Here is an 11,670-nt window from a genome sequence, read left to right on the forward strand (position 1 = left end):
GCCTGGGGAGGAGCCGGGGGCGGCGGGACGGGCGCCGGATCTCGTGGCGCCGGATCTCGTGGCGCAGGGACGGTGGGGGCCGGCCGCGGCGCGGCTGAGGCCGGCGGGGCGGGCGGTCTAGGCGTTGTGCCGGACGGTCGGTCCGGGGTGGCCGGCGCCGGCTGCGCTGCCCGGGCAGGCTGTCCGGTGGGCGACGCTTCCCGTGTCAATGCCGCGAGCCGTGCCTGCTGGCGCTGCCGGTCCAGTGCATCCACCCGCGCTGATTCGAGTGCCACGGTGGTGTTGCGAAGGGTGGCGAGTTGGCCGACCAGGACCGTCCGCTGCTCCGCGGCCTCTGACACTGCTTTCTGCCTGTCCGCGTCGGCGCGTTCCGGCGTCGGCCTTGCGGGATTCCGCGGTGCGGGCAGCATCATCGGCGGCGCGGTCGGCCTCGGCGGCGGCATCCTTCGACGACTGGGCGGCGGCAGCGGCGGTCTCTGCTGATTGGAATGCGCGGGTGCGGCTGGCGGCCACCGCCTCCAGCGTGGCGGCCTGTTGCAGCGCCTCGCCGTTCCCGCCGACAAGGCTGCCGAGCGCCGGCGTCATGCCGCCATTGCGGTAAAGATCACCGGCGAGTTGGCCAATCAGCGTGCGCGCCTTTTTCTGCTCAGACTCGGCGGCCGCGGCCTTGGCTTCCGCCAGTTCGGCGGCATCCCGCCGGATCTGGAGTTCCACCAGGGCATCGGCGTAGGCGTTGTTGGCGGCGAGCGAGGTGGCCAGGCCGGCCTCCTTGGCCGCGGAAGCGTCCGCCAGGATCCGGTCGATCCGGTTGACCTGATCCGCCGTCGCGCCTTCGCTGGCCTTCGCCGCGGCGATCTCACCGGGCGTCGGGAGTTCCGGCGTGGCCGGCATCCTCAGGCCGGGGACGGACTTCGTGGCGGCCGGCGCGGCCTGGGCGGGGATCGCTAGCGTTCCGAGCAGCACGACGGCGGTGCACAGGGCGGCGGCCCTGCCGCCGGGTCCGGTCCAACTCATGGAAAAACCTCGCTGCAGTCAGGCTGGCGCGAGCGAGGTCTGAAATTGGCGCATGAAAAAGCCCCTCTGCGGATCGCCCAGCAGGGACGAGGCTACGTGCCAAATACCACTTTGGCAACAGGAGTAACATCAATAACATAAACAACAACAATGTCATTTGGTCACATTCGCCTCGGCGTGTCGAGCTCCCCGGCGGGTGGCCGGGGCGCGGCAGATGGACCCTTACAGCGCTGCGCCGGCCGGTCAGGCGTGCTGGTGCGCCTCGTGCTCCGCGTGGGTGGCCGGTTCGAGCTGGAAGGTGCAATGTTCGGTGTCGAAGTGCGAGCCCAGGCAGGCGACCAGCTTGTCCAGCACCCTGTCGGCGCCGCGGGCGCCCAGCGCCGCGTCCTCCACGACCACGTGTGCGGAGAACACCGGCACCCCCGAGGTGATGGTCCAGATGTGGATGTCGTGGACGGACACCACGCCGTCGACGGCCAGGATATGTTCGCGGATCATCTGGACGTCCACGCCCTTGGGAGTGGCTTCAAGGAGCACGTCCACGACGTCCCGGAGGAGGTGCCAGGCCCGGGGCAGGATCATCAGCGCGATCAGGATCGAGGCGATGGTGTCCGCGGCCTGGTAGCCGGTGACCATGATGACGATAGCGGCGACTATGACGGCGAAGGAGCCCAACAGGTCGCCCAGGACTTCCAGGTACGCGCCGCGGACGTTGAGGCTTTCCTTCTGGGCGCCGCGGAGGATCAACAGCGAGACCAGGTTGGCGACCGCGCCCAGGACGGCGGCGAAAAGCATGACGTCGGTGTGGACCTCGGGAGCCGAGCCAAGGCGCCGGATGGCCTCGGTGAAGATGACCACGGAAATGACGATCAGGACCAGCGCGTTGGCCAGCGCGGCCAGGACCTCCGCCCGCTGGTAGCCGTAGGTCCTCGCATCGCTCGCCGGCCGCGCGGCAATCCAGGCCGCCAGCAGCGCGATGAAGACGCCGGCGGCGTCGGAGAGCATGTGCCCGGCATCGGCCAGCAGGGCCAGCGAGCCGGAGACCAGGGCGCCCACGACCTGGATCAGGACCACGGACAGGGTGATGCCCAGCACGGCGATCAGGCGCTTGCGGTGCCTCCCGGTCGCCGTAATCCCGTGTGAATGGCTGTGGTCGTGTCCCATGCCTCCAAGGCTAGTCCCACCGGAGGCGGCTAGCCCCAGCCGAGATCGTGCAGCCGCTCGTCGCTAATGCCGAAATGGTGTGCGATCTCATGGACCACGGTGACCGTCACTTCCTCGACCACGTCCTCGCGGGAGGCGCAGAGGTCCAGGATCGGCTGGCGGTAGATGGTGATCCGGTCCGGCAGCGAGCCTGCGTCCCACCAAGAATCCCGCTCGGTCAGCGGCACGCCCTCATAGAGGCCCAGCAGCACCGTGTCCGGGTCCTCGCCCGGTTGCGGGGTGTAGTCGTCCTCGATGAAGACCGCCACGTTGTCCATGGTCTTCGCCAGTTCCGGCGGGATCCGGTCCAGGGCGTCGCCCACCGCGGCTTCGAATTCGTCCTCGGACATCGGGAACGGTCCGTGGTGGCCGTCGAGGTTGTTTTGGCCGTCGTCGTCGTTCCCGCTGGGCACGATCGGCAGGCCGGGTGGGAGGGATGCGGGCATACCGGGAACTCTATGCCCTGGCCGGTGCGCCCTGCAGCGGCCGGGAACGGCGCCGGGTCAGTGCGACACCGGCGAGGCAGATCACGCCGCCCACCAGGCCCCAGATGGTGGGGATCTCACCCAGCACCAGCCAGGAGATCAGGATGGTGGTCCCGGGCACCAGGTAGGTGGTGGCGGCAAGCCGTCCGGCGTCGATCAAGGAGAGCGCGTAGGCCCAGGTGGTGAACGCGATCGCAGTGGGAAAGACGCCGAGGTACACCAGCCCCAGCGTTGCGGGCAGCGGCGCCGCGTGCAGTTCAGCGACGAGTTGGCCGCTAAAGGGCAGGCAGCACACGGCGCCCACCATGATGCCGAACCAGGTGGCCTGGGCCGCGGGGAACTTCCGGAGCACCGGCTTCTGCACGATCACGCTCACCGCCGCGAGGCCGGCCGCGAGCAGGCAGAGCAGCACGCCGGCGACGTCCGCCGTCGAGCGCTGGCCGGAACCGAGGGCGATCACCGCCACGCCGCCGAACGCGACCAGGCTGCCGATGATCAGCCAGCGCGGGAAGCCTTCCTTCAGGATGATCCCGGCCATCACGGCGACGAGGATGGGATTGACGTTGATCAGCAGGGCCGCGGTGCCGGCGTCGAGCATGTGTTCGGCGGCGTTCAGGGCAACGTTGTACCCGCCGAACCACATCACGCCGTAGGCCAGGATGGGCCACCACTCGCGGCCCTTGGGGAACACTGCGGCCTTGCGGAACTTTGGCAGCACCACGAGGCCAAGGACGACGGCGGCCACGGCGAGGCGTCCCAGGGTCAGCGGCCCGGGGGAGAAGCTGGGCCCGACGGCACGGATGCCCACGAAGGCCGACGCCCAGAGCACCACGGTGACCACGACGGCGGCGATTCCGAGCCCGCTGATCTGCCCTGGCCGAAGGGCTGGCCGCGTTGCGGGGGGCGGGGCGGCATGCGAGGCCGCATCGTCGGTGCTGTCAGGATGCGTGCTGTCCGGGGAGGGGGAGCCTGTCTCGGCTGTTGTTGCCATGCTGCCAATCTAGCCCGTGCGGCGGCCAGGCAGCTGGCGGAAATCGGTCAGGTCTAGTCGGTTTACTGCCAAAATGCAGCCAGCCCCAGCGCCGCGCCCGGCCCTGATTCACCGGCCCTGCTCACCGGCCCTGATTCACCGGAGCGGGCGGGCGGCGGCCTGGATGGCGGCCGCGACCTCCTCAAGTGCGGCCGATCCGTGCCGCCATTGCTGCCAGTGCAGCGGAACATCCACGTGCGCCGCGGGATCCAGGGCGGCCATCGTGCCGCGCTGCAGTTCCTCCGATACTTCGATTTCGGGGAGCAGCCCCCAGCCCATCCCCCAGCGGATGGCTTCGCCGAACTCGTGGGCGGCCGGAATGTAATGCCGGGGCGGCTTCAGTGCCGTACGGCTCACCGACCGGAGGTATCGGTCCTGCAAATCATCCTCGCGGTCGAAAACGATGACCGGGGCGGCGGCGAGGGCATCCGCCGTGGCGCCGCCGGGAAACCACCGGGCGGCGAAGCCGGGGGTGCAGACCGGCAGGTAGCGCATGACACCCAGCCGCCGTGAGGTGCAGCCGGGCGCCGCCTCGGCCGTGGTGGTGATGGCAGCGGCTGCAGCGCCGCTGCGCTGGAGCTCCAGCGAATAGTCCTGGTCCTCGCGGAGAATCTCGAGCTGGACCCTTCCCGCCACCGCGGCCAGTCCGGCCAGCGCCCAGGTGTGCAGGGAGTCGCTGTTGATCACCAGGGTCAGGCGCGTCCGCCCGTGCGGTTCCTCCGGCTGCAGCTCCTCGGCGAGGTCTGCGGAGAGGAGCTCCAGCTGCCGGGCAAACCGCACCACCGCCTGGCCGGACTCCGTGAGTCCTGCCGGCCGGGCCCGGGTGAGCACGGGGCGGCCGACGGCGGCCTCAAGGGCACGGATCCGCTGGCTGATGGCCGAGGGGGTCACGGATAAGTGGACGGCTGCGGCGTCGAAGCTTCCGTGCGTGACGATGGCAGCCAGCGTGCGGGCCTGCTCGGGGGAGATGTCCATCATTAGCCAATCTTATGTGGCATCAGAAAGATTAGCTGGCTTCATATTTGGCTGGCGCTTACCGTCGAAGGGTGATCCTTCCCCTGTTTTCCGGCCTCTCCGCCGGCCTGTCGCTCATTGTCGCCATCGGCGCGCAGAATGCCTTCGTCCTCCGCCAGGGCATCCAGCGCTCCCATGTGGCCATGGTGGTGGCTGTCTGTGCCGTATCGGACCTGGTGCTGATCGTGCTGGGCGTCGCCGGCATCGGCGTCCTCTTGGACCGGGCGCCCGCCGCCCTCGTGGTGATCAAGTGGGCGGGGGCCGCGTTTTTGCTCGTCTACGGAGCCCTCGCGGCCCGGCGCGCGGTCCGCGGGGAACAGCTGGACCTGCCCGGGGACAAGCCCCCGGGCAGCAGGGCGGCCGTGCTGGCCACCTGCCTGGCCTTCACCTGGCTGAACCCGCACGTCTACCTGGACACCGTCTTGCTGCTTGGGTCGCTCGCGGCCGCCCACGGCGAGTCCGGACGCTGGTGGTTCGCGGCCGGCGCTGGCCTAGGAAGCATCGCCTGGTTCACCGCCCTCGGCGCGGGGGCGCGATTCCTGACCTCCCTGTTCCGGCGCCGGGCGGCTTGGCGGGTGCTCGACGCCGCAATCGCCGTCGTGATGATCACCCTTGCCGTGTTGTTGCTAGCCTGAGCGCCGCGCCCGCCTGGGCCGTCCCTACTGTTCGCGTCCCGACCACTCAAGGAGCCGATCCACCGGCCAGGTGGTGATGATCCGCTCCGCGGGGACGCCGTTCCGGACGGCCCGCTCCGCGCCGTACTGCAGGAAGTCCAGCTGGCCCGGAGCGTGCGCGTCGCTGTCGATGCTGAAGAGGCAGCCGGCGTCGAGCGCGAGCTGGATCAGTTCATCCGGGGGATCCTGCCGCTCCGGCCGCGCGTTGATTTCGACGGCGACGTCGTTCGCCGCGCATGCCGCGAACACACGCTTCGCGTCAAAGTCCGAGGGCGGCCTCGTACCGCGGGAGCCGTTCAGGAGCCGGCCCGTGCAGTGGCCCAGCACCCTGGTGTGCGGATCCTCGATCCCGGCCAGCATCCGCCGGGTCATGGTCCGGCTGTCCGAGCGGAGCTTTGAGTGCACGCTCGCCACCACGATGTCCAGACGGTCCAGCAGTTCCGGCGCCTGGTCCAGCGTCCCGTCCTCCAGAATGTCGACCTCAATGCCGGAGAGCAGCCGGACCTGTGGGTGGTCTGTGCTAGCCCGCGCGGCGCCGATCCCCGCGATCACATCCAGCTGCTCGGTGAGGCGTTCGGCGCTGAGGCCGTTCGCGATCCTGAGCGTGGGCGAGTGGTCGGTCAGGGCCAGATACTCGCGGCCCAGCATCCGGGCCGCGTCCAGCATGGACTCGATCGGCGAGCCGCCGTCGGACCAGTCGCTGTGCGTGTGCAGGTCGCCGCGGAGGTCCGCCAGCAGTTCATGGCCGCCGGCGGCGAGGGGCTCGGCGCCGCGTTCCCGCAGGTCCGCAAGGTAGCCGGGAACGCCGCCGTCGACCGCCTGCGCAATCACCTCAAACGTCCGGTCGCCGATCCCCTTCATCCGTTTCAGCCGGCCGTCCGCCGTCCGTGCCGCCAGTTCCGCGGGGGAGAAGCCGCCGATGAGCTCTGCCGCCTTGCGGAACGCCTGCACCTTGAAGGTGGTGGCGCGTTCGCGTTCGAGCCAGAAAGCGATCTCATTGAGGGCAGCGGTGGCGTCCATCTGACCATCATCCGCACAGCCGCACGGGCCCTGTCCAGAGCTTATTCCCGGGTTGTGGGGTGGATTTTGGAGATTCCGGAAGTTGGCCCTATAGTTTTATAGGTCCAGTTCGGAGGAACCCGAAGGGAACAAAAACGGAAGGCTTCGGCCCTTAATTTTTGCCCTTGTTTCAGTGGGTTTTACCGGATGGCGTCCTGGCCCCCATCGTCTAGCGGCCTAGGACACCGCCCTTTCACGGCGGCGGCACGGGTTCGAATCCCGTTGGGGGTACGCAAGGAAGTGGTCAGGCCGGATGAAAAAGTCTGGTAGGCTAAAGGCCTTGAAAAATTGCGGTAGCGATACGGCAAGCAGCAAGAAACAGCAGTAAAGCAGTACAAGCAAGGCCCTGTAGCGCAGTTGGTTAGCGCGCCGCCCTGTCACGGCGGAGGTCGCGGGTTCAAGTCCCGTCAGGGTCGCTCTGATTGCCAGAAGAAATTCCGGCCGTCATGGTGACATGTCACCTAGGCTCTGTAGCTCAGTTGGTAGAGCGTTCGACTGAAAATCGAAAGGTCACCGGATCGACGCCGGTCGGAGCCACCACTGGGAAGCATCAGTTCATAAACGAACTGGTGCTTTTCGTCTTTAACCCATCGACTGCTCCGCAGGTGCCCTTTTGGGGCGTGAAAAAGGCCCTTATGGAGCAATCGATGGGTGCTCGATGGCGGCATACGCGGTTGGGGACACACCGACACTCAGGGCTAGACTCGCACGCTGGGGAAGAACGCCATCGTTGCGGACCGTCCCTGGACGGGTCCGCGGCGCAAGTCCGACCAGAAGAGTGATTTTGAAGAATACCGCACGCCCGCTGACCGTGACCGCCCTCCTCGCCGCCCTGGCGCTGACCGCCTGCTCGGCGCCGGAAGCCGCGGCCCCGCCGTCGTCATCGGCCCCCGCACCGTCCGCCTCCGCAACACCCAGCCCCACCAACTCCTCCGGCCCCTATGGCGACTTCCCGACGGCGGCCGAGGCCTGCAAGACGATTTCGGAGCAGGCCACGGGCGCCTCGCTGTTCCCGCTCTCGGCGGCGCAGGGCAAAACCGCCGAACTTGAGCAGCTCAAGGCCGAACTCAGCCGCACGGCTGACCGCGTCCCGGACAGCCTCAAAGCCGACTTCGCCAAACTCAACCAGGTCGCCGTCGCGGGCCTGAGCGACCAGACCGTCTACTCCAGCGGCAAATTCCAGGACGCCATGGCTCCCGTGACCGGCTGGATTGCCGCGAACTGCAAGTAGCTCCTGGAGCACATGGCTCCAAGGCTCGGAGCGGCTCGGAAATCCGGGGGATGTGGCCCCACCCTCGGCCCTAAGGGCTAGGGTGGTGTCAAAGAGAAGGGGGAGTGCCAGATGGAGTACCAGAATCCTCAGTCCGCGGGTCCCGAGGTGGGTCTGCCGGCGGCGGCCCGTGCCGCGACCGGCCGCACCGTGATTTCCGAAGCCGCCGTCGCCAAGGTTGCCGGCATCGCCGCCCGCGCCGTCCCCGGCGTGTATTCCCTGGGCACCGGGCCTTCCCGCGCCCTGGGCGCCATCCGCGACGCGGTCGGCAGTTCGGACCACGCTGCCGGGGTGCGCGCCGAGGTCGGCGAGACCCAGGTGGCCGTGGACATTGACCTCGTGGTGCTCTACGGCACCCCGCTGCATCCCTTGGCGGACCAGATCCGGGCGGCTGTCTATGCCGCCGTGGAGGAGCTCGTCGGCCTCCAGGTCATTGAAGTCAACATCGAGATCCATGACGTCTTCGTCCCCGGTCCGCCCAAGCCCGCGGCCTCCGGCGAGGCGCGACCCATGAGGGAGGCCCTGCAGTGAACCTGACCGTAGTCGGCATTGCGGCCGGCGCCTTCCTGGCGTTCATGTCCTTCGCGTTCGGAGTCTGGGGCTTCCTCGGCTCCCTGCTGTTCATGGCCGTCGGAGCCCTGCTGGGCCGCGCAGCGGAAGGGAAACTGGACCTGCGCAGCGTCTTCGACGCCCTCACGGGCCGGCGTTCCTCCTCATGAGCGCCCCAGCCGGACGGCTGCTGGCCGGACACAACCGGATCAGCACCCAGGCCCTCACGAGCGTGGCACGCGCCGCCGCTGCGGAGGCGCTCGGTGTGCCGCCGCAGGACGTCCGGGCCGACTGGGCCGACGACGACGGCCTGCTGGCGCTGTCGCTCGTCACGCCTATCGCCGTCCCGTCGCTCACCGCGGTGCTCCGGGACCCGGCCCGGGTGGCCGCCTTCGGCGGCCCCATCTGGGACCGCGCGGTGACCGCGAAAGCAGAGATTCTGCGCCGCGTGACGGAGCTCAGCGGTGCGCAGCTGAGCCGGGTGGACATCCGCATCAGCGGGGCCAGCGTCAGTGACGGAGGGCGGGTCCGGTGAGCCAGGCCGCCGAACGCCACTACGGCGACGCCGGGTCCCCGGAGGCCGCTGCCACGGGCACCCAGGCCGCCGGATCCGGTCCCGCCGCCGGCCCCGGGTCAGGCTCAGGGGGCGCCGTAATGGACCGGGTGCTGGCCCGCGAGACCACCTCGTCCCGGGCGCCCGCCGCCGTCATCGCGGCAGTCCTGGTGATCGGGCTGTGCGTCTACGCCTTGCTGGAAACGGCGGTGCGGGCCGTCGGGCAGCCGCCGTGGCTGATCGATCCGCAGACCGCCGCGGAGAAGGTGATCGCCCTCCCGGCCGGAGTCCCGCCGCTCCTGCTCGGCGTCACCGGCGCGGTGCTGTTCGCGGCCGGACTCTTCTTCTTCCTCAATGCGGTGCTGCCCGGACGGCGGGCCCGGCACGTGCTCGCCGACCCGCGCGCCGCCGTCGTGGTCGATGACGAGGTGATCGCCTCTGCGCTGGCGCGGCGCGCCCGGCTCGCCGCCAACGTGACGCAGGAGCAGGTGATGGTGGTGGTGTCCCGGCGGCAGGTGCTGGTCAACGTCCGGCCTACCTCCGGTGTGCCGCTCCGCGCAACGGACGTCCAGGCCGCCGTGCAGTCGGAGCTCCGGGACATGGCACTCTCGCCCCTGCCGGAGGTCCGGGTCAACCTGGCCTCCTCGGGGGTGATCGGCGCGTGAACGGCACCCCGCGGATCCTCAACCGGATCCTCATCGGCATCCTCGGCGCCAAGCTCCTCGTGATCGGGACCCTGCTGATCCTGCTGGCCACCGTCCCGGCCGTCGGCCGCTGGTGGCAGGCCTGGTCGGCGGGTATGTGGGGCGGTGCCCGCGGACTCTTCGACCGCACCCGCTTCCCCGGAGGGACGGAGAGCTGGCTGTGGATCGTCATGGTGGTCCTGCTGCTGCTCGTTATCGGGGTCATGGTGGCTTGGCTGGCGCAACAGGGCAAAGGCCGCGCGAACCTGCTCGTCGCCGAGGACGACGCCGGCGAAGTGCCCGGCAATGTCCGGATCGGCGGCGGCGTGGCGGAACAGGCCCTCCGGGCGGCGCTGGCCGACCGGCCGGACCTGGCAGGCGCCACCGTGGCCACCTACGAGTTTGCCGGCGAGCCGGCCCTGCGGATCCGGGTACAGCCGCGCCAAGGCGTCGCCCCGCACATCCTGGCGGCCGAGGTCTCGGCCCTGGTGGAGGCCCTGGACGCCGTGATCGGGAAGCGCACACCGGTGCTGATCCACATCGGTTCGGGCGCGCGGTCCAGGTTCGGCCGCGCCGAACGCGTCCGCTGAGCCCACGCCGCGATTCGGGCGGCCAGCGGTGAGTTCTTGGACACATTTGCCCCACCCGAAACGCCGGCCCCAGCCGGATGCCAACCCCGCAAGGCCGCGGCAACTCGCGGAAAGACCGCCGACGCAGGCGGTCTCCATTACGTAAAGGTTTAATGTAAACGCTTGCATTCCTCACCGCCGGGTCGCTAGTGTGATGGTCACCACACCAACTGCACCACCGGTCCAGCCGGTACTCAGCGAGGAGCACCTGTATGAAAACCCGTAATTACCTTCTTCCCGTAGCCGCGGCCGGTGTCTTGGCCCTCTCCCTCTCGGCCTGTGCAGGCGGGGGAGGCGGCGGCGGTGGCACCACGGGTGGGGGCGGCGGCGACGCGGCAGCCAACCTGGACGGGCGCGGCCCCATCACCTACGTACAGGGCAAGGACAACAGCAACGTGGTCCGGCCGCTGATCGAGAAGTGGAACGCCGCGCACCCGAACGAGAAGGTGACGTTCAAGGAGCAGACCGACCAGGCCGACCAGCAGCACGACGACCTCGTCCAGAACTTCCAGGCCAAGAACGCCAACTACGACGTGGTCAGCGTTGACGTCGTCTGGACCGCCGAGTTCGCGGCGAAGGGCTGGCTGCAGCCGCTCAAGGACAAGATGGCGCTCGACACGGCCGGAATGCTGAAGCCGACCCTCGACGCCGCGTCCTACAAGGGCACCCTGTACGCCGCGCCGGAATCTTCCGACGGCGGCATCCTGTACTACCGCAAGGACCTGGTTCCCACGCCGCCCAAGACCTGGGACGAAATGATGGGCATGTGCTCGATCGCCAAGGCCAAGAACATGGGATGCTACGCCGGCCAGTTCTCGAAGTATGAGGGCCTCACGGTCAACGCCTCCGAGGCGATCAACTCCTTCGGCGGTTCCGTGCTGGACAAGGACGGCAAGCCGAGCCTGAACACGGAAGAAGCCAAGACAGGCCTCGCCAACCTCGCCAAGGCCTACGCGGACGGCAACATCCCGAAGGAAGCCATCACGTACAAGGAAGAGGAATCCCGCCAGGCGTTCCAGGACGGCAAGCTCCTGTTCCTGCGCAACTGGCCGTACGTCTACAACCTGGCCACCACCGAAGGATCTTCCAAGGTCAAGAACGTGCTGGGCATGACCGCACTCCCGGGCAAGGACGGCCCCGGCGCCTCCTCGCTTGGCGGCCACAGCGCCGGCATGAGCGTCTACTCCAAGAACAAGGCCACCGCGCTGGACTTCCTGAAGTTCCTCACCACGGAAGAAACGCAGAAGTTCTTCGCCACCCAGGGTTCACTCGCTCCGGTGCTGACCAAGCTCTATGACGACAAGGAACTGGTCGCCAAGCTGCCGTACCTGCCGGTGCTGAAGACCTCGATTGAGAACGCCGTCCCGCGTCCGGTGACCCCGTTCTACCCGGCCGTTACCAAGGCCATCCAGGACAACGCATACCCGGCCATCAAGGGCGAGAAGGCAGTGGACGCAGCGCTGTCGGACATGCAGAAGTCCATCGAAACCCAGTCAAAGTAGTCAAA

The 11,670-nt window shown here is 68.7% G+C and carries 14 protein-coding genes and 3 tRNA genes; 11 read left to right on the forward strand and 6 right to left on the reverse strand.

What is annotated here, in order from left to right; all coding sequences use genetic code 11:
• Positions 1-117: 117 nt before the first annotated feature.
• The 5 genes from HNO80_RS06925 to HNO80_RS06945 form a co-directional block, all read right to left on the reverse strand.
• A complete protein-coding gene (locus HNO80_RS06925; protein ID WP_175322116.1) occupies positions 118-1,014 on the reverse strand; it encodes a hypothetical protein in 897 nt (298 codons plus the stop codon).
• A 243-nt stretch (positions 1,015-1,257) separates the two neighbouring features.
• Entirely contained in the window at positions 1,258-2,178 is a 921-nt protein-coding gene (locus tag HNO80_RS06930; protein WP_175322117.1) for a cation diffusion facilitator family transporter, read from the reverse strand.
• A 29-nt stretch (positions 2,179-2,207) separates the two neighbouring features.
• Positions 2,208-2,663, reverse strand: coding sequence for a metallopeptidase family protein (locus HNO80_RS06935; protein WP_175322118.1), 456 nt, complete (start codon positions 2,661-2,663; stop codon positions 2,208-2,210).
• 10 nt (positions 2,664-2,673) lie between these two features.
• A complete protein-coding gene (locus HNO80_RS06940; RefSeq protein ID WP_175322119.1) occupies positions 2,674-3,693 on the reverse strand; it encodes a DMT family transporter in 1,020 nt (339 codons plus the stop codon).
• A gap of 135 nt (positions 3,694-3,828) precedes the next feature.
• Entirely contained in the window at positions 3,829-4,710 is an 882-nt protein-coding gene (locus HNO80_RS06945; protein WP_175322120.1) for an ArgP/LysG family DNA-binding transcriptional regulator, read from the reverse strand.
• 68 nt (positions 4,711-4,778) lie between these two features.
• On the opposite strand from HNO80_RS06945, the gene HNO80_RS06950 reads away from it, so the two are divergent.
• A complete protein-coding gene (locus tag HNO80_RS06950) occupies positions 4,779-5,381 on the forward strand; it encodes a LysE/ArgO family amino acid transporter (RefSeq protein ID WP_175322121.1) in 603 nt (200 codons plus the stop codon).
• 24 nt (positions 5,382-5,405) lie between these two features.
• Here HNO80_RS06950 and HNO80_RS06955 read toward each other — a convergent pair whose 3' ends face one another.
• Complete coding sequence (locus HNO80_RS06955) at positions 5,406-6,440, reverse strand: PHP domain-containing protein (RefSeq protein ID WP_175322122.1); 1,035 nt, start codon at positions 6,438-6,440, stop codon at positions 5,406-5,408.
• 197 nt (positions 6,441-6,637) lie between these two features.
• Between HNO80_RS06955 and HNO80_RS06960 the strand changes: the two genes are divergently transcribed.
• From HNO80_RS06960 to HNO80_RS07005, 10 genes are all read left to right on the forward strand, one after another.
• Positions 6,638-6,710: transfer RNA gene (locus HNO80_RS06960), tRNA-Glu, on the forward strand.
• Between the two features lie 111 nt (positions 6,711-6,821).
• Positions 6,822-6,895, forward strand: a tRNA-Asp gene (locus tag HNO80_RS06965).
• Positions 6,896-6,943: 48 nt separating this feature from the next.
• Positions 6,944-7,019 (forward strand) — tRNA-Phe (locus HNO80_RS06970).
• 238 nt (positions 7,020-7,257) lie between these two features.
• The gene (locus tag HNO80_RS06975) at positions 7,258-7,710 is read left to right on the forward strand and encodes a hypothetical protein (RefSeq protein ID WP_349627263.1); all 453 of its coding nucleotides are present in this window, start codon (positions 7,258-7,260) and stop codon (positions 7,708-7,710) included.
• 111 nt (positions 7,711-7,821) lie between these two features.
• On the forward strand, positions 7,822-8,280 hold the full coding sequence (locus HNO80_RS06980; protein ID WP_175322124.1) for an Asp23/Gls24 family envelope stress response protein: 459 nt from the start codon (positions 7,822-7,824) through the stop codon (positions 8,278-8,280).
• Positions 8,277-8,468: a hypothetical protein gene (locus HNO80_RS06985; RefSeq protein ID WP_175322125.1), complete on the forward strand. Its 192-nt coding sequence runs from the start codon at positions 8,277-8,279 to the stop codon at positions 8,466-8,468. The genes HNO80_RS06980 and HNO80_RS06985 overlap by 4 nt, the downstream gene beginning before the upstream one ends.
• A complete protein-coding gene (locus HNO80_RS06990) occupies positions 8,465-8,833 on the forward strand; it encodes a hypothetical protein (protein ID WP_175322126.1) in 369 nt (122 codons plus the stop codon). Before HNO80_RS06985 ends, HNO80_RS06990 begins: the two co-directional genes overlap by 4 nt.
• Entirely contained in the window at positions 8,830-9,516 is a 687-nt protein-coding gene (locus HNO80_RS06995; RefSeq protein ID WP_175322127.1) for a DUF6286 domain-containing protein, read from the forward strand. The genes HNO80_RS06990 and HNO80_RS06995 overlap by 4 nt, the downstream gene beginning before the upstream one ends.
• Entirely contained in the window at positions 9,513-10,124 is a 612-nt protein-coding gene (locus tag HNO80_RS07000) for a hypothetical protein (protein WP_175322128.1), read from the forward strand. The genes HNO80_RS06995 and HNO80_RS07000 overlap by 4 nt, the downstream gene beginning before the upstream one ends.
• Before the next feature lie 251 nt (positions 10,125-10,375).
• On the forward strand, positions 10,376-11,665 hold the full coding sequence (locus HNO80_RS07005) for an ABC transporter substrate-binding protein (RefSeq protein ID WP_175322129.1): 1,290 nt from the start codon (positions 10,376-10,378) through the stop codon (positions 11,663-11,665).
• Positions 11,666-11,670 lie beyond the last annotated feature (5 nt).

The organism is Arthrobacter sp. C9C5, from assembly GCF_013359735.1.
Lineage (GTDB): Bacteria > Actinomycetota > Actinomycetes > Actinomycetales > Micrococcaceae > Arthrobacter.

Bases quoted from the DNA above. Each gene is read 5' to 3' on its own strand.
- HNO80_RS07005 (WP_175322129.1), top strand. From the start codon at position 10,376: ATGAAAACCCGTAATTACCTTCTTCCCGTAGCCGCGGCCGGTGTCTTG.
- HNO80_RS06945 (WP_175322120.1), bottom strand. From the start codon at position 4,710: ATGATGGACATCTCCCCCGAGCAGGCCCGCACGCTGGCTGCCATCGTC.
- HNO80_RS06925 (WP_175322116.1), bottom strand. From the start codon at position 1,014: ATGAGTTGGACCGGACCCGGCGGCAGGGCCGCCGCCCTGTGCACCGCC.
- HNO80_RS06930 (WP_175322117.1), bottom strand. From the start codon at position 2,178: ATGGGACACGACCACAGCCATTCACACGGGATTACGGCGACCGGGAGG.
- HNO80_RS06955 (WP_175322122.1), bottom strand. From the start codon at position 6,440: ATGGACGCCACCGCTGCCCTCAATGAGATCGCTTTCTGGCTCGAACGC.
- HNO80_RS06935 (WP_175322118.1), bottom strand. From the start codon at position 2,663: ATGCCCGCATCCCTCCCACCCGGCCTGCCGATCGTGCCCAGCGGGAAC.
- HNO80_RS06990 (WP_175322126.1), top strand. From the start codon at position 8,465: ATGAGCGCCCCAGCCGGACGGCTGCTGGCCGGACACAACCGGATCAGC.
- HNO80_RS06980 (WP_175322124.1), top strand. From the start codon at position 7,822: ATGGAGTACCAGAATCCTCAGTCCGCGGGTCCCGAGGTGGGTCTGCCG.
- HNO80_RS06940 (WP_175322119.1), bottom strand. From the start codon at position 3,693: ATGGCAACAACAGCCGAGACAGGCTCCCCCTCCCCGGACAGCACGCAT.